Origin of the sequence: Alteromonas macleodii, assembly GCF_903772925.1 — a bacterium.
Lineage (GTDB): Bacteria > Pseudomonadota > Gammaproteobacteria > Enterobacterales > Alteromonadaceae > Alteromonas > Alteromonas macleodii_A.
On sequence record NZ_LR812090.1, the window covers coordinates 1,744,024 to 1,765,949 of the forward strand.

The following is a 21,926-nucleotide window of genomic DNA, read 5'->3' on the forward strand; positions in this document are numbered from 1 at the left end:
GCGGGCGCGAAAAGAGCTACTCGCTAATGTTAGGGCGGTTGTAACGACGCACCTGAACCACAAACCCAAAAAGCGGGTGGTCGAAGTAGTGCAGCTGAGTACTGATCACCCGTCGTTGTTCGGCTAAAGGAACTGACACCAATTTGTATTCGGTTGGTGTTGCTTGGTCAGCTGATGCGGCGTTACTTTCTTCACTACTAAAGTAACTTAACGGCACTGGCTGGCGGTAGAACATCTCACCATCTACGTGAAGATACGGCACGCGGTTGATGTATTTAAGGAATACTTTTATTGTGCCGTCAATTTCCCAGATGGGGGTTCTAAGTGATGGGTCTAGTGCATTGTCGTCGCCTTGCTCTACAATTATGGCGGTATCTAGCGCTTTAAACGCTTCATACTTTATCGCTTGTGGGTTCGATAACCGGCGGTCGATATCAGCAAAAATATCTGAAGTGGTGGCTATTTCGGTTACGCTTTGAGCGGTTGCACTACTTTCGTTCAACGAAAACTCGTTGGCGGCTGCGCTGTCTGTAAGAGGGGATGCAGCCTGACTGGTGCCAAGCGAGTTTGCATTACTCTCGTCACTATTTAAATTTGCGGTTGCGTCATAGCCAAATTCTGTCTGAGTGTTGGCAGATTCAACAAGTGCTGTGTGGCTTTCTTGCTCTAGCATGTCGCCATTTAAATCGAACTGCTGCGAATAGTTTTGACCGCCGTAGAGTCGAACATCAAAAGCATTGTTTTTGCCGAACATAACGGGTTGCCGCCAGGTAGCATGAAATAAGCGTTCTAACTGTCGGTTCGAGCGAATTTGGCGCGAGATAGATGATAGCGCTTGTTGCTCACTGGTAAGCAGGTGAGCTTTTGAGGCTAGTGGCCAGTCGTGCCCTTCAACCACTATGGGTAGGCTTGCAGGGGCGGGCATTCTGTTGTCTGGCTTGTTGACCTTCCAAACAATAGCCGGCTTCAGTGCAGACTGAATTACCCCTGTTTTATTTGAAATAGCGCTTGTCATTGCCTCGTTGTTAACGTCGCTCTCTGTCGAGGCTACAACGTTTAGTACAGTGGTAATTTCTGCGCTAAGCCAAGGCTTTGCTTCTTCGCAATATTTAAACTTGGGAACAGTAACGGGCGTAGTTTGTTTTACCCCAAAAAACGATGTCCAGTAGCTAGCGATAGTTGTTGCATCTGGTGCGTTACCTGCAACTTCTTCATTTACATAGCCAAGGTTTTCGGTATAACCCGCCGATGAATAAGCCAGGTTACCTTGGTTTGAAGTATACGCGTCGTTTGCTTGCTTATTAGCATTTGCAGCGTGGCCAGTGGTGTTGTTATAGGCACTGCCAGCGTCGTTAGTGTTCGAGCTTGATGGCACATCAGTGTACGAATTTGCGCTTTGCTCGCTTTCTTGCGTTGATAGCGACAAAAAGTCCACATCTTTTGACGGAATATCAAATAAGGTTTCGTTTGGCCATTTTATTGTAGAGGCTTTTCCGCAAACGGCTAAGCCCTGTTTTAAATAGCTGATATCGGGTGCAATTACATCGCTGATGATGTCTGCCTGAGCGCGAGGGGCGTTTAAGTTGTCGGCTAGCGAAAACTGCTCTTCTAACTCAGTCAGTGCCACGTTGCGCTTAAACGCAATCACTTCCACATCGAACCACCAGTTATCGTTGGCGTAAGCTGTGGTTGAAATTGTTGTTAAAAATACGGCGCTTATTGATGCGACTAACGGGCACCAGCGAGATAACTTCATGTTATCGCGACTCCTTTGCAAAATCGGCAATAATATCGCTAATAAACGCGATGCGTTCTTTAGCTGTTTCGGTCTTTTTCACCAAACGCAGTTTTTGGCTACCTTCAAATTTGAAAGTATTAGGTTTGGTTTGCACCAAGCTGATAATGAAGCCTGGGTCGACCTTAGTGTTTTCTTTAAACTCTATGGTACCGCCTTGCGCCGACAAGTCTACTTTTAGAATGCCTAACTCTTGGGCTTTTAGTTTAATTTCAGCTACTTCTATCAAGTTTTTAGCAGGCTCTGGTAAAAGACCAAAACGGTCAATACACTCTACCTGGAATTCGTCAATATCGTCTTGGTTAGTACAGCTTGCCAAACGTTTGTATAGCGATAGGCGGGTGTTGACGTCGGCAATATAATCTTCAGGTAATAGAGCAGGAATACGCAGTTCTACCTCAGTGTGCCCTGATGTTGCATCGTCTAGTGATGGCTCACGACCCTCTTTAAGGGCATTAACCGCTTTATCGAGCATATCCATATACAGGCTAAATCCAATGCTGGCTATTTGCCCTGATTGGTCGTCACCTAAAAGCTCACCAGCACCACGAATTTCCAAGTCGTGGGTAGCAAGGGCGAAACCTGCACCTAAATCTTCAAGTTGAGATATGGCTTCTAAGCGCTTCACTGCATCTTTGGTCATGCGCTTTGGATGCGGTGTTAACAGGTAAGCATAGGCTTGGTGGTGTGAACGCCCCACGCGGCCACGAAGCTGATGAAGCTGCGCTAAGCCTAAATGATCGGCTCTATCCATAATAATAGTGTTCGCGCTTGGTACGTCGATACCGGTTTCAATGATAGTGGTACATACGAGCACGTTGTAGCGCTGGTGGTAGAAGTCGCTCATAACGCCTTCTAATTCGCGCTCGCGCATTTGACCGTGGCCCATTGCAATACGAGCTTCGGGAACAATTTCCGCAATTTCCTCCACCGTGCGAGCAATGCTTTCCACTTCATTGTGAAGGAAGTAAACCTGACCACCACGCAAAATTTCACGCATGATGGCTTCGCGAATAACGGCTTTGTTTCGCTGCTGCACAAAGGTCTTAATTGATAAACGACGGGCCGGCGCTGTAGCAATAATCGATAAGTCGCGCATGCCAGATAGCGCCATGTTAAGCGTACGTGGAATAGGCGTAGCGGTAAGGGTTAGAATATCTACATCCGCACGCAGTGACTTGAGCTTCTCTTTTTGACGCACGCCAAAGCGGTGTTCTTCATCGATGATCACAAGGCCCAAGTCTTTGTATTTTATATCGCTAGATAGCAATTTATGTGTGCCTACCACGATATCGACTTTGCCTTCGCCAATGCGCTCAACCACAGATTTTTGCGCTTTACCGCTTACAAAGCGGCTCATTACTTCAATTTCAAACGGCCAAGCCGCAAAGCGATCTTTAAAGTTCTCATAGTGTTGCTGCGCGAGCAGGGTAGTAGGTACTAGTATGGCCACCTGTTTACCAGCATTGGCGGCAAGGAATGCCGCGCGCATAGCAACTTCTGTTTTACCAAAGCCTACGTCACCACATACTAAGCGGTCCATTGCTGAAGGACTGCCCATATCGTGCATAACCGCAGCAATGGCTTGGGCTTGGTCGGGCGTTTCTTCAAAAGGAAAGCTGTCTGAGAACGCTTGGTAGTCGTCCCAATTAATTTTGTAGGCAAAACCTGGCTTGGCTGCACGGCGTGCGTATACATCTAAAAGCTCGGCGGCTACGTCGCGTACTTTTTCAGCGGCTTTTTGCTTGGCCTTTGTCCATGCGTCAGAGCCTAAAGCACTAACTGGCGCGCTGTCTGCGTCTCCGCCGGTATAGCGAGATATCAAGTGAAGTGATGCTACGGGCACATAAAGCTTAGACTGCTTGGCGTACTCAATACACAAGTATTCGGTGGCAACGCCGCCCGCATCTAGCGTTTGTAAGCCTAAGTAACGGCCCACGCCGTGATCTAAATGCACTACAGGTTGACCAATAGAAAGTTCGGCCAAGTTGCGAATAATAGCACTTTCATCGGTGGCGGTGCGCTTATCGCGTAAACGACGCTGGCTTACTTTTTGGCCTAATAATTCCGTTTCCGTAATAAATAACAGTTCACCTTCCTGGGTTTGCCAGCGAAAGCTGTTATCAACCATACCCACCGTGATACCAATAGTATCGTGGCTTGCGATGAAGTCGCTAAAGCTATCAACAATTTTTGGTTTTATGCCTGCTTTGGCAAGTACAGTAATCAAACCCTCTCGGCGGCCTTGGGTTTCAGCACAAAACAGTACTTTAGCCCCGTTGTCAGTGGCTTGATTTACGGTTTTAATAAGTCGTTCAGCAGGTACTTTTTTCTGCGAGTTAATCGCAATGTCATCAAGTTTTTCGCACTGAAGGTTGGTAGAACCATGTTTTTCTTCAAGTACCTTGCTGGAAAGTGACGCACGAGGCCACTGTTTAATAGCACCGAATAGCTCGTTAATGGGCAAAAACAGTTCATCTGGCGCAAGTAACGGGCGAGCTAAGTTATAGCGATACTGCTCGTAACGTTCTTGCACGTCGGCCCAGAAGAACTCGCTGGCGTCTTGCACGTCGCCGTGAAGTAACAGCAGGCTTTTCGGGTGTAGGTAGTCGAACAAAGTCGCGGTTTGTTTGAAAAATAAGGGCAAGTAATATTCCACGCCACTTGGCATGGTGCCTTTACTTACTTGAGAAAAGACGCTTTCAGAGGCGTTGTTGGCGTCGAATTTTTCTAAAAATTGCTGGCGAAAAAGGGTTATCGCTTCTTTATCTGTTGGGAATTCACGAGCGGGCAGCAGGCGAATTTTATTTACCGCTTCGCCAGAGCGCTGGGTTTCTGTATCGAAATAGCGAATAGAGTCGATTTCATCGTCGAATAAGTCTATTCGAAACGGCTGGTCGCTACCCATTGGGAACAGGTCGATAATGCTGCCGCGTACCGAGAATTCGCTATGGCTCATCACCTGGCTAACGTGAAGATAGCCAGCTTGCTCTAGGTTGCGCCTGAATTGGTCTCTGTCTAATGTATCGCCTTTATTTAGCATTAGTAGGTACTGTGCTAAATAGTCGGTAGGCGCAAGGCGCTGCATTAGCGTGTTAACAGGAACAATAAAAACGCCTTCGACTTGTTGGGTAAAGCGAAACAAAGTTTCTAATCTTTGCGAAACAATATCTTGGTGAGGCGAAAAGGAATCGTATGGCAATGTTTCCCAATCTGGAAACAGGGTAATGGGCGTATTTTTTTGATTATCGCTTAGGAAAAATGCTATTTCTTTTTCAAGCTTCATTGCCGATGGCGTATCGGCGGTGATTAATACAATAGGGCCTTTGTATTGGTTTAGCGTTTGGCTAATACATAGCGCGGCGCTGCTACCTTGAAGCTGGCCCCAGTGTTTGTGATCTTGTGATGAGGCTTCTTTTTTAGGCGCAGGTAATGGAAGCGATAATAAAGTGGCTGTCATGACGTCCTGTTTTTTAAGTGCAAGATAAGTTTTACGGCTTATATACTGTTGTTAGGGGCTATTCAGATCCCGCTTTTTTTTCTTTCGCCCGTTTTCTTAGTTGCTGTGTTTGAATATGCAAACTAGCGCGAACTAAAAGCTCCTGGTCTTGCTCTCGAATGGTATTAAAAATAAAGGCGATATGGTAACTATCTTCAACTTGCTCGCAAGTAATTACTTCACCAAAACAAAAAATTGCTGCAGCTTCGGCATCAAGAAAAAGCTTTAGTTCTGCTCTAGTACCTACGTCTAGCGAATCGGATGATTCGATAATTACGCCACCACCACCAAGCTTTACGGTTTTGAAACGGTATTCGGGCTCATCTTGTTGATGCAATACAAAAGACATCATCAGGTCAATTTTTCGCGACTGATGATTCAAGTATTCGGCCAAGGTTTCAGCATGATCGCCTAGATTTCTTAGAGGTCTGATCGCCTGCGCTTCTAAAGCGGCCATTTCACTGGCAATACGAAATGCATAGGGCATTGAGTCTTCAAGATTTTCCTCATCAGGGACTTTTTCGTCTTCACCTAACGGGCGCACATTCGCATTTATGCTGTGCGCAATAGAAAAATACTCATCGAATTGGGCTTTTTTTTGTTCTAGGCTAAGTTCGCTCACATCATTCCTCTGCCACTATTTCTTGTGCCGCTAGTAACTTATAAGTAGTATACCGACCACGTAGTATACCCACTTTACTATTTTGGGGTTAACCCGTCATCTCGCCTTTGGGCTACTTATCTGAATTATTTATTCATTAAGCATAGCTAAATGTGAGGCAGATTACCGTATTACTGAAAAGCAAGGCGCTATGTTTTATCCTCTTTCTGCATTCATTGCTTATCGTTATGCCAAGTCTAACAAAGCAAGCCAAACCAGTTTTGTCTCATTTATAAACCGATTTTCAGTGGCCGGCATCGCGCTAGGCTTGATGGCGCTTATTATTGTCGTATCAGTTATGAACGGCCTAGAAGGGCAGTTAAAACAGCGCATACTAGGCATAGTCCCGCATATCGAAATTACAAAGACACCCATTGCAAGCAACAGCCTAAGCAAGACACCCAACCAAAAAGAAGTTGCAGAGACACCCACGCCAAACGAACAAAAGTCGGGCAACCTAAGCAAGACACCCACGTTAAAGATGCAAAATAGTCTTAGCAAGACACCCACCCAAAAAGAAGTTGCAAAGACACCCACCCAAAATGAAATTAGCATGACACCCATCGAAGGCGTGGTTGCCAGTATGGATTACAGAGAAGCTGAAGCCGTAGTGCAGTCGCGCTCAGATTTACGTGGCGTGCAGGTTCACGGTGTTCAGCCAGATGTGATGCTTGAACACACCTTAGTTGCAAACCACATGGAGCAAGGCCGATTTAGCGACCTAACGAAAGGTAGTTTCGCCGCTATTATTGGGCGTTCGTTGGCTATAAAGCTTGAAGCGCGTGTGGGCGACAGGCTTCGAGTTATGGTTGCCGGGGCCAGTGTTTATACTCCGTTTGGAAGAATGCCAAGTCAGAGGCTTGTGACTGTAGTGGGTGTCTTCGATATGGGCTCGCAAATGGATGACAAGGTAATGTACATGAACCTTGATGATGTGAATCGCTTAATGAGAGACCCCAAAGGCAGTAAACAATCATTGCGTCTCTTTCTGGATGATGCGTTCAACTACCAAGCGGTGGTTAATGAGTTAACAGATAGGGTGGGTGTCTCTGTAAATAATATTAGAACGTGGCGGGAGCGCCAAGGGCCGCTGTTTGATGCTGTAAAAATGGAAAAGAACATGATGACACTCATGTTGCTACTTATTATCGCTGTAGCTGCATTTAACATAGTGTCTGCACTGGTAATGGTGGTCACCGAAAAGCAGGGCGATATTGCGGTACTTCAAACTCAAGGCATGTTGCCCAGTACGGTAATGTGGATTTTTGTATTTAATGGCTTATTTAATGGCATAAAAGGAGCAGGTTTTGGGCTTATCTTGGGTGTCTTTATAAGCCTTCAGCTAAATAATATTCTGGAAGCAATAGGTTCACCGTTAGCGCTAGCGGCTGACGGAAGAGGGCTGCCCATTGATATGGACGTAGTGCAAATTATCAGCATTACTTTGCTGTCGTTATTGTTGTGCGTTTTAGCCAGCGTTTATCCTGCGCGCAAAGCGATGAAAATTGCACCGTCTCAGGCCCTTCAAAACGAATAAATAGTTGAATTTACCGTGCAAAAGACCGTGAAATTCACTATACTCGCGGTCTTTTAAAATTTGCTCAGTGAGACGTCATGAACAAGAATTTTATCACCTCGCAATCGCTTCTACAGGATTCCTTTCGCTTAGCGGCAAAGGTGTATGAAGACGGCTTCCGCCCTGACTTTATTATTGGTATTTGGCGTGGTGGTGCTCCAATTGGTATCGCAGTTCAAGAATTCTTTGAATTTAAAGATACGTCAACCGACCATATCGCGGTACGTACTTCGTCTTACTATGGAATCAATAAGCAGTCGAAAGAAATCCGTGTGCACGGGTTACACTACTTAGTTGAAAATGCCAACGCTGACGACAAGTTATTGATTGTTGATGATGTTTTTGACTCAGGCCGAAGTGTTGACGCGCTTATCAAGCAAATTAACAAGCTTATGCGCTTGAACATGCCAAAAGACATTCGTATTGCGTGCCCTTGGTATAAGCCTCAAAACAACACTACTGATATCGTGCCAGATTACTACGTAAACGAAAGTGATGAATGGCTAGTGTTTCCTCACGAAATCGCAGGTCTATCTGAAGAAGAGATCCGCGAAGGAAAGGGCGAGTTAGCTGACGTTATGGACATCTTATTCCAAAAATAACAGCTATATAGCTTTTGTAGCGATTACGAATCGCTGTCGAACGTATCTAAACCGCACGATTGTGCGGTTTTTTTATTGGCTAAATTCGTTGGAAACGAGAGCGTAAATGTAGTGCCCACGTTAACCTCGCTATCTACGGAAATAGTGCCGCCCATGGCCTCAACGATAGAAAAAGAAATATAAAGACCTAATCCAGTTCCCTTACCTGTAGGCTTAGTGGTGTAAAACGGCTCGAAAAGTTTCTGCAATGCGTGTTTTTCAATACCACAACCTGTGTCTTTAATGGTGATAACAGTGTGCTTATCTTCTTCAAAGGAAGAGATGGTTAGCTTGTCTCCATCATCCATCGCTTGCGCAGCATTGACAAAAAGGTTTACCAACACCTGATTTAACTTTCCGGTTTTACCTTTAATTAGCGGGACTTCGGTCAAGCGCTGGTGTATTTTGATGCGGTGCTTTAATTCGCTATTAACTAACCTTAAGGCATGCGCAATACAGTCATTTACATTAATAGTTTCGTCATCAGGGATGTCGGCGTCATGAGAAAAAGAACGAAGGCTGGTGATTATGTCAGTGACTCTGTTTAAACCTTCTTCGGATTCCCCACAAATATCCGCAATTTCATCACTTAGTGAATCAATCTTATTGCGCGATTGCCACAGTATTGCTTTTTGCGCTATTTCTAACCTTTCTTTATCGCTAGCGCTTGATGCCAACTGCAGCACTATGTCCTGCATCTGAGATAAAGCGGGCAATACGTTTCTTAAAAAGTGAATGTTACTATTGATAAACGCTATCGGATTATTTATTTCGTGAGCTACACCTGCTGCTAATAACCCTAAAGAAGCCATTTTTTCAGAATCGATAAGGCTTTTTTCAACTTTGGCTTTTTCTTCTTTCAGCCTTACGGTTTCCAGCGTCATTAATTTGGCCTGCATCCCCATCGCCATTTGCTCGGTAAAGGTGCGGTATCTATTTGCCATATCAACGTATTCTTGGGTGTAGTAACCCAGAGATTGATGGCAAAACACAATAACGGCCTGCTGCTGATGTACTTTAAACGGGCAATAGAGTACTGATGTGACTGGAGTTTCAAATAATGGCAGGTGCTGTTGCCAAGTAGGCTGTTGTTGAACATTAAACAATGCAACGGGTTCACTTTTGACCGCTCTAGAAAGGGTGTCGTCTATCTCCCAAACCGTATTGAGTAAAGCGTCATGCGTACTATTGATACATTTCATTTTTCCCGCGCTTTCATTCTCTAGCACAAAGCATACTTCGTAGTTGTAAAGCCCCTTAAAGACGCTAAACATCTTTTTGTAAAGGTCTGCTTCATCCTCAGCGGTAAGCAGTACTCGCGTGCCCTCTAGCAAGGCATCGCTTTCTTTTTTATGAGCCTCAGCTTGTTGTTTCAAACGGTAAACAAGGGCTAGATCTTCTAAAACGTTTTCGTAATCTTTATTCATTGAGAAAACACTACCGCTGATATCATAAGGTTACCGTGCCTGTTCTTGCCGTCTAAAAAGCGCCCTTGTTCGCCAAACGTAAATGGGCCACAAATAGGTAACGAAGGAAACGTTTTTTGTAATGAGTTCAACATCGCATTTATCTCATCGCCAACCATTAACCGGCATCCGGCGCAATAAATCATCAATACGCCAACGGGCGTTTTGTTTTCCGGAAGCAGCATGATTGCATTATTGATAACACGCTCTGCACGAGAGGTGAGGCTTGTAATATTTCCTTCCATTAAAACCAGCTCTTCGCCTTCCTGTACTTCGGAAAAAACATTCAGAGTACCATCTTCGTCTACCGAGTCGGGATGACAGAGAAGATAGTTAACCGCACCATTGTCCAACGCAACTGGCTTGCCCAAAGGGGCTGATGAAGTAAGTCCTAATATTTGCCCGCCGTTAAGCTGGTCCGCAATTAGACCATTAGTCGCATTATTGTAGATAGTGCTGGCTTTACCATTATCGAGTTGTTGAAGTTGTCGGCCTTGAGCTGTAGTGGCTTTAAATACCGTCTCAGTTGGTTTGTAACCAGAGCTATAGCTTAAGCCCAAAGGTGTTGAGGGGTACAAGACGGCTACGGCAACGGTTTGAGGCCCCGAGGACGTTTTTGTTGCTGTGCACCAATTGCCTGAAACAGTATTATCTGCCATTGAGCCCCCGAAGATAGGGACCTTTGTTCCTACTACGCTGGCAAAACCTTCGAGTATTCTCTCTTCATTGCCAGGGGGGAGCGAGCACCAGATAAGGGCTGGACTTTCGTATGGCCTCTCTGCGTTTGCTAATGCTTTCTGCAAGGATGTTGCTCCCGCTTTAAATGGGCTGCAATCAGTTATATCTGCGCTGCCTACACCGAATGCCCCATTCTCATCGTTAATGCAGAACAAAGCTAAGTCACAAGTGGGCGAGGCTATGTTGTTATCGCAAAGCAACGCGCCTGAGCAAGAACTAGAGATAAAAAATGGTAGCGCTGTATCGTTAATGGTCGATGCAAGCGTTTCAAGAGGTAAGTCGGTGTTACCGTAACCAATGAGTAATGAAGGCCTTGTATCGGACAAAATATTTTCCAGTTGCGATGTTACGCTCGCAGTACTGCCGCATTGTAAGGCGAATGTTTGAATATTCATCTAGCTCTACCACTCAACTTCACACTGTAATGATAGATTGAAATCAAGAAAAGCTTATTAACTTTTAGTTTAATAAGTTAAATAAGTGAAGTGACGAAAGAAGGTAAAAAGATCAGTTGTCGAGATAGAACTTGTCGTGGAAGGTGTACACCCACGTTGGCTGGTAAATAACGAGTAGGGTGATCGCCATTCCGTTCAAAAGCGCTTCTGGAAACACCAATAGCGGAATGAGTAAAATATAGTTATCGAAAACGATGTCCCATGTGTATGTACCTTCATAAAAGTAAAAGGCGCCCAATGATAATGTTTTCAAAGCAATTGACAGTGCGGCAGGAAAAAAGGCACACACAAAAATATATACAAACAGCTGTCTGGGTATACGGTGGAAAGACAGCATGTAGAAAAGGTAAGTTGTTCCAATTGGTAAAATAGTTCCAAGCAGACCATTAACACCGAAGTTTTCCCACGTGCCGTAACCTATCAGGTTTGCCCCCAGAAGCGCGATAAAAGAGGCAATAATTGCATTTCTAAAGCCCAACATGAGGGTGAGTACAGAAAGGCCTAGAAAATGAACATCTAAGCCTTCAAAAATTCCCGCTTTAAACAACCAAAGCACAAATAGAGAGGCAGCAGTGCCGAACATAAGGTGTTGCTGCTGTTTATTGCGAGCAAAGTGAGTAAAGTCGATGTGCTTAGCCGCGCCTAACAAAAACGCGCCATAGATTAGCAATGCCAACAACTGTAATGAACTCACTGGTACTCCTTATATGGGGCTACTTTATACGCTAACGGCCAACTACTTTTTGTATTCAGCCCAAATTGGAGCGTGGTCGGACGGCTTTTCAATGCCTCTTAATTCATAATCAATGCCAGCATCGTGCAGACGTGAATGCAGAGTTTTTGTAGCCAGTATCAGGTCTATGCGAAGGCCTCGGTTGTCATTAAAACCTTTTGAGCGATAATCGAACCACGAAAACTTGTCATTAGCTTCAGGGTTAAGTGTTCTAAAGCTATCCTCAAAACCCCAATCGATAAGTGTGTTCAACCATTCACGCTCTTCCGGTAAAAAGCTACACTTGCCTGTCCTCAACCAGCGCTTTTTGTTTTCTTCACCAATGCCAATGTCTAAATCTGTATGAGAGATGTTCACATCGCCCATCACAACGACGTTTTCATCAGGGGTGTGGTTCTCGTTTAAATACGTCATTAAATCTTTATAAAACTTGCGCTTAGCAGGGTATTTCGTTTCGTGTTTCTCGTTTTCACCTTGAGGGAAATAGCCGTTAAGGATAGTTAGAGGTTCGCCAGCTTCATCAGTGGTTTTCAAGATGATCATTCTACGCTGGGCATCTTCCTCGTCGGTAGGGAAACCCATAGAAACAGAAAGGGCTTCTTTCTTTGCTAAAAACGCTACGCCGTAGTGACTTTTTTGCCCGTGAAAATAAACGTGGTAGCCCATGGCTTCCACTGCTTCTACTGGAAACTGCTCGTTGTGAACTTTAATTTCTTGCAAGCCAATAATGTCTGGTTGGTGAGCGTCAATAACCGCTTGTAGTTGGTGCAAGCGGGCGCGTATGCCGTTTATATTAAATGAGATTACTTTCATATTTATATTTTTGTTGTTTCGAGGTTACGTTGATTCTATCAGAAACTCAGCAAGCGCTTAACGAAGAACTACCGATATATTAATGCATTCAGTCGATTGGCTGGATTAAGTTTATTTATAGCTAGGAAGCTTGATCGTCGCCAGGTGATGGCGGGGAATGTGATTAAGGCGAATTACCGCGGGATTTCTGCCTATGGCGGAAATCGCCTTTGTTCTTAACAGCGCTATGCTAGCTAATCTCAACCGCCTGACTAGTGTTGTTGTGCATTTCAGCATCAGCTAATGAAATCAAATATTCAAACCATGCATTCGCATCTTTAACTGCATCTGCAACAAAGCTTTCATTTTCTAAATCGAGTTCAGGGAGTAGCTTTTCGACTTCTTGTTTGAATGACACCCATGCTTTCGCACATCCAGCCATTGCTTGGTAATAGTTTGTAGGAATATCGCGCTCCATGGCATTTAGCCTACGAACAATGATATTCGCTCCCATCGATGACCCTAGCCATACGTATATAGCTGAAATAGCTTGGCTGGTGGGCGAGCTGCTGTATGGCATAGATGGTTTGTTGTGGTGGGTGTCTTTGTAAGCCTGGTCTGTGTATGTACCTGTAGCGTGGGTGTCTTCGGTAAGTGAATCTCTGGTAAGCGCAATAATGTCTCGATTTAGCGCATCTTGAATTACGCCACTGTTTATCATCGAAGCAACTGCTGCAAGGGCAGGAACTTCAAATTCAGCTTGTTGAACAGCGTTTGCTGAGGCTTGGTGGAACATACTCATGATTTTCAAAATAGCGAGGTATGCCTTTTCATCGAACAAACTGTCTTTGTGATAAATAGAAAATGGGAAGGTGTTTTCCAAAATATCGTGGTTTGCATGGGTGTCTTGTTTAAGAGCAGTGAAAAGGTTGCGCATGGTTTAAGTATCTTGGCGTTGTTGCTTTGTAGTCATTGTCGGTGGGCTTTACTTTAGCATGGGTGTCTCTGTAACTGGTAGTGAATTGAAGGAAAGCTAGATAATTTCAAATGAACGAGATTGCTTGCTGCTTTTAGCATGGGTGTCTTTGTAAGGGGGGGCTTTTAGCGTGGGTGTCTTTGTAAGGATGGTTATGCTGCTTTAGCGTGGGTGTCTTTGTAAGGGGGGGGCTGCTTTTAGCGTGGGTGTCTTTGTAAGGATGGTTATGCTGCTTTAGCATGGGTGTCTTTGTAAGGGAGGTTTTGGTGACTATTGCATTGCGCCTTTTGCTGGTGCGGGTATACTTGCCCCAAATTTTGAGATAGGTGAATAAACGTGTTTCCAGAAACAATTGCAGACAAGTTGAGCGATGCGGTCATTGAGCAAGCGATGAAGCTAAGCGCTGAAGAGCGACAAGAGCTTGTTGTTAGCTATGTAGCGAAAGCAAAAGAAATATGGATGATACAGGGCAGTGAAGGCTTTGTTATGTTCGAAGGCGGCGAGAGCGTTCAATTACCCGTATTCCCACATCGCGACTTGGCGCAAAAGTTCGTAGACATAAATGAAATAGAAGGCCAATGCGTAAGTGTTGAATTGGCTGAATTTACAGAAACTTGGTTACCTGGTCTTACAAAAAATGGTGTGGAACTGGTTATGTTTCCAACAACAAGTGACGTTGAAAACTTAGTTATGACTGCAGAAGATTTAGCTGCCGAACTAAACGGTAATTAGTCTGGGTTTATAGCAGATGAATTCGGATGAAACTTTGCTTCCTTTAGCTTCATCGCTTGCCGCTTCAAAAGGGTGGGATGATTTCACTCGCACACTTATGTTAGCGGGTAAATCTTTAACGCCACTCCCTTTAGATGAACGCACATCAGACACAGCAGTTGAAGGGTGTGAAAGCCCTGTGTGGATGGCATATTTAAAGGAACAAGGCGGCATAATGGCGTACTCGCCAAGTAAGGTAATTCGGGGAGTACTTGCTGTATTACTTGAAAAAGCCAATACCTTGTCCGAAGCACAGCGTGAAAATTTTGACTTCGAAAGTTACTTGTCTCGATGCCAGTTAGAGCGATATCTAAGTCAGTCGCGAGGCAACGGAATAAAGTCAGTGATAGCAAAGTTGAAGGGCGTATAGGCGCTTTCCTCTCGCCCCTCTACTTGTTCTTTGCTTCAATCCACTGGCTCATATATTTACTTGCTGCAAGCGTTTGATGCCACAACATACTTTGCATAAACAGCGCATCTCTATGTTTATTCAGCCCTTCTTTTAACTCACTTATTCTTTCAATAAGCGGCACCTCTGGCTGCTGCTGTTTAAATTCGTTTATCAAACTAACCGTATGTTTATTGGCTAAACTCCATACCTTCTCGTCTTCATAGAGCGCTACGGCCCTTTCGACGTAGTTTTGAATAACCGCCGCATTAGAAGTATCAGCATCGCATAGAGCACCAGGCCACTGTGCAAACTGCAAATTTTCACCCTCGTTTTCAACTTTTGCGCTAATGTCGCTGTTTACATCAAGGCTATCTTCAGCAATACCTTCTGCGCCAATCCAAGTCGTGATACTAGGCGTGCCGCAGCGCATCGCATCAAGTAATTTTCCTTTTATCCCCGCGCCGAATCGTAAGGGAGCAATAAGGGCTCTAGCATTCATCATTACAGACTCAACATCGTTCGCCCAGCCTTTCACTAGAAAGCCTTGTTTTTCGTTGTGAAGTTGCGTTGCTTTCTTAGGTGGGTAAGCGCCGTAAATATGCAATTCAGCATGGGGTAATGCTTTTTTTATAGAAGGCCACAGATGCTGCTTTAACTGCAAAACCGCATCCCAATTCGGCGCATGGCGAAAGTTACCAATATGGATAAAATGCGAGCGCTGCTCAAAAGGTGGGGGAGAACTAATAGAACGTCCAACTACAAGAGGATGATACTGAAGTTGCGCTGAAGGTACACCGTAGTGTTCAGTCAATAAGACCATTTCTTTTTTTGAGATAATCAAGGTTAGATCGCTTCGAATAATTGAAGCAATTTCTCTTTGGGCCAGTTCGCTATGTAAATGTGCTAGGCTTGCGTCGCCATGCTTTTTTACAGCTTCATGTCTTGCTTGGCGAAGGCTGTGTAAATCTTCGGTATTAAGTACTCTAAGTGCATTCGGGCAAACTTCTTTTACTCGCCAGGAAAACTGTTCTTCAGTCATGTAGCGATCAAAAATAACCACGTCTGGGGCAATCTCTGCAATAAGAGCATTAAATGAACTGCAGTTTAGTGCCACAGGCTGAACATTTACCCCCATTGTTAAAAGATCGGCTTTGTGCTCGCTATCGGTGGCAGCTGTTAAAAATGTCACGTTGAAGTTAGCGGCTAAGCAACGCTCGATAATAGAGAGCATATTCTGCCCCGCTGCTGAGGAATTTGGCTCGGGCCACACATAGCCGACTACAACAACATTTAACATGGTATGGGTTACAACTCTTATTTAAAAATGTGCCTGAACTGCACGGTTATTTTGCGGCAAATGCTATCACAAAACTACTCACGTCATTAATTAAAGGGGCTCTGCCTTAGAAATTCTAATTCTTATAGGTAATTACCCTAAGTTTTTCTTTGAAAAAGAATTTTAGGTTTGTAAAAACAAGCGGCCCGTTATAATACGCGACTTTCCGGCATGTTCGAGGAACTACAGAGGTGTCTTGTAGTCTAGGGTATTACCAAAATTGATAATGCTCAGGGTTGGAAAAACAGCCTATACTTATATAGGAACATCAATTAATAATTACTCTTCTAAGAGTTTTTTAACTTTCTGATTAATAAAGAAATCATACTTTTTTACTAGGTGATGTTAATTGACCTCTTTAGTTTTAACGCCTATACCTTAATGAAGCTCATGGCGAATGGAGGTGCCTTGAACACAACAATGTCAAAGATTGCATTGAAGAGAGTGCACGAATGAATTTAGATGAATTAGTTTCGAAAGCGGAAGACCTCTTTGTTTTACCAGACTCGGTAACGAGACTTAAAGCTTGTATGGATGATGAAGCTTCAAGCATTGACGATATTGGCGATATCATTGCTTTCGACCCGTCCTTGGCTACCCAGCTACTCAGAGTGGCAAACTCAGCACTCTATCGTTTTCCCAATAAAATTGACACGATAACACGTGCTATCCAGGTTGTGGGGACCCGCTCAACCTACGACTTAGCATTGGCCTATGGTGTAAGTCAGGCATTTAGTGAAGTAAATGGACAAGCAATAGACTTAGACAAGTTCTGGGAACAAAGCGTTTCTTGCGGGTTATTAGCCAAGTATTTTGCCGATATGCGTAATATCAGAGAGCCCGAAAGACTTTTCGTTTCTGGGCTGCTTCACAATATTGGAGAGCTAGTTACCGTTTCGCTTATGCCCGAGTCGGCAACCCGCTGTCAGGCATTTAATGCACGGGTAAGTCCCGCAGAGCTTCAATTTGGCGTATTAGGGTTTACTTACGCAGACTTGTCGGCAAGACTGATCGAAAAATGGGATATCCCTAGTTCAATTTACTCGCCAATTGCCACTATTCACAAAGGCGAAGACGTGGAGACAAATGTAGAAGATAAAATCCTACAGCTCTCTTACGTGCTGGCGCTAGATAACGTAAATCCAGAAATTTATCCAAGCTATCACAATTTAAAACCTGAGATGCACGAGGCGTTATCGCTTAATCGCGACGATTTGGAAGACGCGCTAGATATAACTAACCTCCAATGTATTTCGGTTATTTCCTTGTTTAATCCTAACGCGTTTATGCTCTATTAAAGCTACACTCCTTTATTCTTAGCTAATGCCGTGGCGGTTAATCAAAAACCGCTACGGTTTGTCTGCTAATTGCTATGACTTCGTTATCTTTATCCCAAATCGTCGCTTCCGTATGACCGTAACCGTCAGCTGCCTGTCTGGTATGGGCTTTATAGCCGAACCAATCGGTAGGGCTTACTGGCTTATGCGGGTGGATAAATTCTAAATTCCAGCTAACCGTGCTAGCCGGTGCCGGCAATTTCATCATTTGCAATAGCGTAGGCGGCCAGGCATCAATCATGGTAATAATGTGTGCATCAGTTATGGCAGCAGGAGCTTGTTTAAAACGCATGAAACCGTGGTAGTGGCTTGTTTTCCTGCGCGTAAAAGGAATGCCGCCATCTTCAATGGCTAAGTCAAAGTAACGTAAAAACTTTGGTGTAACTTTAGGTATTTGTGGGATAAATTTCGCCTTATTAGGCAAAGGCATATCATGTTTTTCGGTATTCTCTACCTTAATACCAGATTCTCTAGCAACCCCAAAGCAAGCTTGGGAAAAAACGCAGCTTTTGCCGTCTTGAGTGGCATGCGCAGTATATTGGGAGACATTTTTTCCCGTTCTTAATAGGGTAACTTCGATAGAAAAAGGGGCTTCGAGGGATAAAGGGCCAACAAAGTTAGTAGTAAAAGAGCGTAATACGCGATTATCAGTTACCTGCTGCTTCACAGCGGTATATAGCATGCCGGCAGAGATGCCGCCAAACGCCGTTCGTCCTTGACCCCAGGTTTTCGGAATGACTAGCCCGTCAACTTTCCAGGTATTTTCCGATGTTTGTGATAATTGGGGAATATTGAGCAATTCATCTACTGTCATATTGGCTTGTCTGGTCTGATGAGTTAAGTGGGTGTCATCGTACATTAAGCGCTGTGGAACGAAAAGCCTGAGTTAGAAATTTTCGTTATGTTAACAAATAAGTAACAATTAGTTGTTTATTTTTTTACCAGATGCGTAGACTGGGTTATCGTCACTCAAAAGGACTGTTATGGCCCATACGCACGTTGAAGGTATTCCCGCTAACCAAGCTGGAACATCTAGAAGTTACCGCAATTACGTTCTGTTCATATTAACCTTAGTGTATGCCTTTAACTTTATAGATAGGCAAATTATCGGAATATTATCGCCCTTTATCAAAGCCGATCTGGGGTTAGATGACGCCCAGTTGGGATGGCTTAAAGGCATCTACTTTGCGCTACTTTATACCGTAATGGGTATCCCAATTGCGTGGCTTGCAGACCGTTATAGCCGAGTAAATATCATCGCAATATCATTAACGCTCTGGAGTGGCTTTACTGCAGCATCTGGCCTGGCAGCTAACTATATGCAACTTGCTATTGCTCGCATTGGTGTAGGTATTGGAGAGGCTGGGGGCAGCCCACCATCGCACAGCATTATTTCTGACCTTTTCCCTAAAGAAAAACGCGCTGGAGCTCTGGCCATTTATTCTTTAGGCATTCCATTTGGTGTAATGCTGGCGTTTTTTGCATCAGCGTTCTTTCTACAAGGCGGATCTGCTGACTGGCGTACGGTAATGTACAGCGTGGGTATACCAGGAGTAATACTGGCTATTCTGCTGAAGTTGACGGTAAAAGAGCCCGCTAGAACAGTTTCTACGCCAAGTGCAGATGACGCGAATAAGCCAAGTGTTAAATCTTCACTGAAAATGCTGCTAAAAATACCCACGTGGTGGGGAATGGCGTTAGGTATTTCATTTGGATCGTTCGGCAACTATGCAATATCGACATGGGTCATTGATTACTACGTGCGAGCATTTGCAGGGCTAGATATTACACAACTTCTTATTGTATTTGGCATCATCAACGGTACTGCATACGCATTGGGCGTGTGGTTAGGTGGCTATATAGCTGACAGATGGGGCAAGCACAATAAGAAAGCTTATGCATTGTTGCCAGCTATCGCGCTTATTATCGGTGTGCCTGCCTTCTATGCATCTTTACAAGTTCAAGACTTGTGGTTGTCGGTTGGGCTTATGGCGCTGCTGTTATTTACAAGTGGCTCTTACTTAGGACCTAGTTTTGCAATGGCACAAACCCTTGCGCCAATAAACGTAAGGGCAATGTCGACGGCACTCTTCTTCTTTGTTTTAAATATAATCGCATTAGGCGGTGGACCTACACTTACCGGTATTATAAGCCAAGCGCTGGTGCCGTCCTTAGGCGAGACTGAAGCGCTAAGGCAAGCTTTGATTTACCTAGTAGTTCCTTACGCCATTTCAATTGCAGTGTTCTTATGGACAAGTACTAAAATTGTAAAAGATTGGGAAATGGCAGAAGCTAGGGGCTTGTAGTATTATCGACCTTTCATGGTAAGGGGCTGATTATAGGCCCCTTTATTGTTTGAATGTGAAGGAGTGTATAGGTGTCCTCGTCAGAGTTGAGTTTTCATTTTGCCCATGCAAACGGGTTTCCTGCAGGAAGCTATAACGCAATGTTTTCGGCGTTACCCAGCCACTTTAACCGTTTGCACGTTGAGCGATTCGGGCACGACCCTCAGCTTCCCGTAAATGGCAACTGGCGCAATCAGGTTCACGAACTCATTAAACATATTAAGAAAGAAAACAAAGATCCGCGCGGTGTTTACGGTATAGGGCATTCGTTTGGAGCCGTAATTACCTACATGGCGGCGTGTGAGGCGCCTGAGCTATTTAGGGGCGTTATTTTATTCGACCCACCGCTAGTAGTTGGCCCACTGAGTTACTTCTTTAAGTTTGCGAAACATACACCTTTAATTAATAAACTAACGCCTGCAAAACTTGCGCAAACGCGTAATACACGTTGGCCAAGCAATACTGATATGGTTGCGTACTTTCATGGCAAAGCACTGTTTAGAGATATGGATAAACGATGCGTACGTGACTATGTGAAGTCTGTTACAGAGAGTAAGGGAGACAATATCTCACTAACATTTCGGGCTGACGTGGAAGCTGATTTATTTCGCAACGTGCCTCATAACCTCGGGAAATACAAAGGAAAGCTAAAGTGCCCTGCAGTATTGGCGACGGGTAGCAGCAGCAATGTATGTAAGCCCGAAATGTACTCGCGACTGATGAAGCATAATGCAATTGAACATGCGGTATTAGATGGGGGGCATATGTTCCCGTTAGAGCATCCTGAAGCAGTAGCGAGCTTCATTGAGCAAACCCTTACAAGGTGGAACAATGAGGCGAATTGAACGGCAGGGTTGGCTTGTTGAACAAATAGATTTAGCTAAGTTAATTTAAGGCTAGCTGGCCTGAGATTGATTTTGGCGTGCAACGCCAAAACCAATCTTGTAGGCTTTTAAAACCTTTATTAATTCTGTTTGCTCGAGGCGCTTAACCCACCCACTGGCTGTCCAAGCATTTCACGTGTTACAAGTACCACACCTTTTTCTGATACACGGAAGCCTCGTGCTTTATCCTGTTCGTGATCGTAACCAATGGTCGTTCCTTCCGGTACAACGCAGCCGCGATCAATAATCACCTTTTTCAACTTACAATGGCGTTTAATTTCAACGTCTGGAAGGATGACGGCATCTTCAATAAGACCGTATGAATGCACCCTTACGTTAGAAAAACAAATAGAAGAACGAAGGGTAGAGCCAGAGATTATACAGCCACCGGATACAACAGAGTTAATAGCTTCACCTCGTCTGTCGTGGTCTTCCCATACAAACTTGGCAGGTGGTAATTGTTCCTGATAAGTCCAAATAGGCCATTTTCTATCGTATAGATTAAGCTGAGGTACAGGTGCAACCATCTCCATATTGGCTTCCCAGAACGAATCAATTGTACCTACATCACGCCAATAAGCGTTGTCACCGCCACTTTGCTCAAATGGGTAAGCATATACCGGGTGGTCAGCTATTATCGATGGAATAATGTCTTTACCAAAATCACGCTGAGAACCCATATTTTCAGAGTCTACTCGCAGTTGCTCAAACAAAAACTCGGTGTCGAATACATAGTTGCCCATAGAGGCTAGGCAGCGCGTGGGGTCGTTCGGAAGCGGGGTAGGGTTGGCAGGTTTTTCTTCAAAACCATTGATACGGTAGTTTTCATCTACGGACATTACACCAAACGCACCTGCTGCTTCTTCTAGAGGCACTGACATACATGACACGGTCATTTTCGCACCAGACTCTTTGTGCTTAGCGAGCAAATCACCGTAGTCCATACGATAGATATGGTCACCTGATAGGATCATAACGTATTTGGGCAGCTCATCACGAATGATGTCGATATTTTGAAAAACAGCATCGGCGGTGCCTTCATACCAACTGTCGGAAAACCGTTGAGACGCGGGAAGAATTTCAACTGATTCGCCAAGTTCTTTCTTGAAGTGCCCCCATCCTCTGACCAAGTGGCGAATTAAGGAGTGAGACTTGTACTGTGTCACTACGCCAATTCTTCGAATGCCTGAGTTAACACAATTTGATAGGGGAAAGTCGATGATTCTAAATTTACCGCCGAAATAAAGCGCCGGTTTGGCTCGCCAAGTAGTGAGCTCGTGTAGTCTTGAACCTTTCCCCCCAGCTAAAATAAGCGCATATGTATCGCGGGTAAGGTTACTGATGTAACGAGAACTTTGATCTGCCATTTCCTAAAAACTCCTGTAAAAAAGCGACAACTGTGTATCGATAGAAATATAAAAAGAAAACGAGGTGTTGCGATTGATTGCGCTATGCATGAAAGGCCCGACAGAACAGGCTTTACTGATAACCTAAACCCATATTACACAAGATAATTTATAATAACAGCGT

At 44.4% G+C, this 21,926-nt stretch carries 18 protein-coding genes; 7 read left to right on the plus strand and 11 right to left on the minus strand.

Annotation, left to right across the window (positions count from 1 at the left end):
- Window positions 1–16: 16 nt before the first annotated feature.
- From PCAR9_RS07635 to PCAR9_RS07645, 3 genes are read right to left on the minus strand one after another with little or no spacing between them, the layout of a single operon-like run.
- Entirely contained in the window at window positions 17–1,756 is a 1,740-nt protein-coding gene (locus PCAR9_RS07635) for a CsiV family protein (protein WP_179983081.1), read from the minus strand.
- A gap of 1 nt (window position 1,757) precedes the next feature.
- A complete protein-coding gene (gene mfd / locus PCAR9_RS07640) occupies window positions 1,758–5,255 on the minus strand; it encodes a transcription-repair coupling factor (protein ID WP_179983082.1) in 3,498 nt (1,165 codons plus the stop codon).
- A 58-nt stretch (window positions 5,256–5,313) separates the two neighbouring features.
- On the minus strand, window positions 5,314–5,916 hold the full coding sequence (locus tag PCAR9_RS07645) for a PilZ domain-containing protein (RefSeq protein WP_179983083.1): 603 nt from the start codon (window positions 5,914–5,916) through the stop codon (window positions 5,314–5,316).
- A 190-nt stretch (window positions 5,917–6,106) separates the two neighbouring features.
- Here PCAR9_RS07645 and PCAR9_RS07650 point away from each other — a divergent pair, with 190 nt between their 5' ends.
- Window positions 6,107–7,492 (plus strand): FtsX-like permease family protein, encoded by a 1,386-nt coding sequence (locus tag PCAR9_RS07650; RefSeq protein WP_179983084.1) that lies wholly within the window; start codon window positions 6,107–6,109, stop codon window positions 7,490–7,492.
- Between the two features lie 77 nt (window positions 7,493–7,569).
- The gene (locus PCAR9_RS07655; RefSeq protein WP_118489551.1) at window positions 7,570–8,133 is read left to right on the plus strand and encodes a phosphoribosyltransferase; all 564 of its coding nucleotides are present in this window, start codon (window positions 7,570–7,572) and stop codon (window positions 8,131–8,133) included.
- A gap of 23 nt (window positions 8,134–8,156) precedes the next feature.
- Here PCAR9_RS07655 and PCAR9_RS07660 read toward each other — a convergent pair whose 3' ends face one another.
- The 5 genes from PCAR9_RS07660 to PCAR9_RS07680 form a co-directional block, all read right to left on the minus strand.
- Window positions 8,157–9,599 (minus strand): ATP-binding protein, encoded by a 1,443-nt coding sequence (locus PCAR9_RS07660; protein ID WP_179983085.1) that lies wholly within the window; start codon window positions 9,597–9,599, stop codon window positions 8,157–8,159.
- Window positions 9,596–10,771 (minus strand): FIST signal transduction protein, encoded by a 1,176-nt coding sequence (locus tag PCAR9_RS07665; protein WP_179983086.1) that lies wholly within the window; start codon window positions 10,769–10,771, stop codon window positions 9,596–9,598. Before PCAR9_RS07665 ends, PCAR9_RS07660 begins: the two co-directional genes overlap by 4 nt.
- Before the next feature lie 112 nt (window positions 10,772–10,883).
- Window positions 10,884–11,525: an energy-coupling factor ABC transporter permease gene (locus PCAR9_RS07670; RefSeq protein WP_179983087.1), complete on the minus strand. Its 642-nt coding sequence runs from the start codon at window positions 11,523–11,525 to the stop codon at window positions 10,884–10,886.
- Between the two features lie 42 nt (window positions 11,526–11,567).
- A complete protein-coding gene (gene xthA / locus PCAR9_RS07675; RefSeq protein WP_179983088.1) occupies window positions 11,568–12,377 on the minus strand; it encodes an exodeoxyribonuclease III in 810 nt (269 codons plus the stop codon).
- A gap of 229 nt (window positions 12,378–12,606) precedes the next feature.
- The gene (locus tag PCAR9_RS07680) at window positions 12,607–13,293 is read right to left on the minus strand and encodes a biliverdin-producing heme oxygenase (protein ID WP_179983089.1); all 687 of its coding nucleotides are present in this window, start codon (window positions 13,291–13,293) and stop codon (window positions 12,607–12,609) included.
- A 375-nt stretch (window positions 13,294–13,668) separates the two neighbouring features.
- Between PCAR9_RS07680 and PCAR9_RS07685 the strand changes: the two genes are divergently transcribed.
- Window positions 13,669–14,064, plus strand: a complete 396-nt coding sequence (locus PCAR9_RS07685) for a DUF2750 domain-containing protein (protein ID WP_179983090.1) — start codon at window positions 13,669–13,671, stop codon at window positions 14,062–14,064.
- Window positions 14,065–14,080: 16 nt separating this feature from the next.
- A complete protein-coding gene (locus PCAR9_RS07690) occupies window positions 14,081–14,473 on the plus strand; it encodes a SufE family protein (protein ID WP_179983091.1) in 393 nt (130 codons plus the stop codon).
- Between the two features lie 19 nt (window positions 14,474–14,492).
- Here PCAR9_RS07690 and PCAR9_RS07695 read toward each other — a convergent pair whose 3' ends face one another.
- Window positions 14,493–15,791: a glycosyltransferase gene (locus tag PCAR9_RS07695; protein ID WP_179983092.1), complete on the minus strand. Its 1,299-nt coding sequence runs from the start codon at window positions 15,789–15,791 to the stop codon at window positions 14,493–14,495.
- 491 nt (window positions 15,792–16,282) lie between these two features.
- Here PCAR9_RS07695 and PCAR9_RS07700 point away from each other — a divergent pair, with 491 nt between their 5' ends.
- Window positions 16,283–17,128, plus strand: a complete 846-nt coding sequence (locus tag PCAR9_RS07700) for an HDOD domain-containing protein (protein ID WP_179983093.1) — start codon at window positions 16,283–16,285, stop codon at window positions 17,126–17,128.
- Window positions 17,129–17,165: 37 nt separating this feature from the next.
- On the opposite strand, the gene PCAR9_RS07705 is transcribed toward PCAR9_RS07700, so the two are convergent.
- A complete protein-coding gene (locus tag PCAR9_RS07705; protein WP_179983094.1) occupies window positions 17,166–17,981 on the minus strand; it encodes an acyl-CoA thioesterase in 816 nt (271 codons plus the stop codon).
- Window positions 17,982–18,150: 169 nt separating this feature from the next.
- Between PCAR9_RS07705 and PCAR9_RS07710 the strand changes: the two genes are divergently transcribed.
- Window positions 18,151–19,473 carry a spinster family MFS transporter gene (locus PCAR9_RS07710; protein ID WP_179983095.1) on the plus strand — a complete coding sequence of 441 codons (1,323 nt, stop codon included), beginning with the start codon at window positions 18,151–18,153 and terminating at the stop codon, window positions 19,471–19,473.
- 71 nt (window positions 19,474–19,544) lie between these two features.
- A complete protein-coding gene (locus tag PCAR9_RS07715; RefSeq protein ID WP_179983096.1) occupies window positions 19,545–20,357 on the plus strand; it encodes an alpha/beta fold hydrolase in 813 nt (270 codons plus the stop codon).
- Between the two features lie 119 nt (window positions 20,358–20,476).
- Here the strand turns inward: PCAR9_RS07715 and glgC are convergent, their stop codons facing one another.
- Window positions 20,477–21,763: a glucose-1-phosphate adenylyltransferase gene (gene glgC / locus PCAR9_RS07720; protein ID WP_179983097.1), complete on the minus strand. Its 1,287-nt coding sequence runs from the start codon at window positions 21,761–21,763 to the stop codon at window positions 20,477–20,479.
- Window positions 21,764–21,926: the final 163 nt, after the last annotated feature.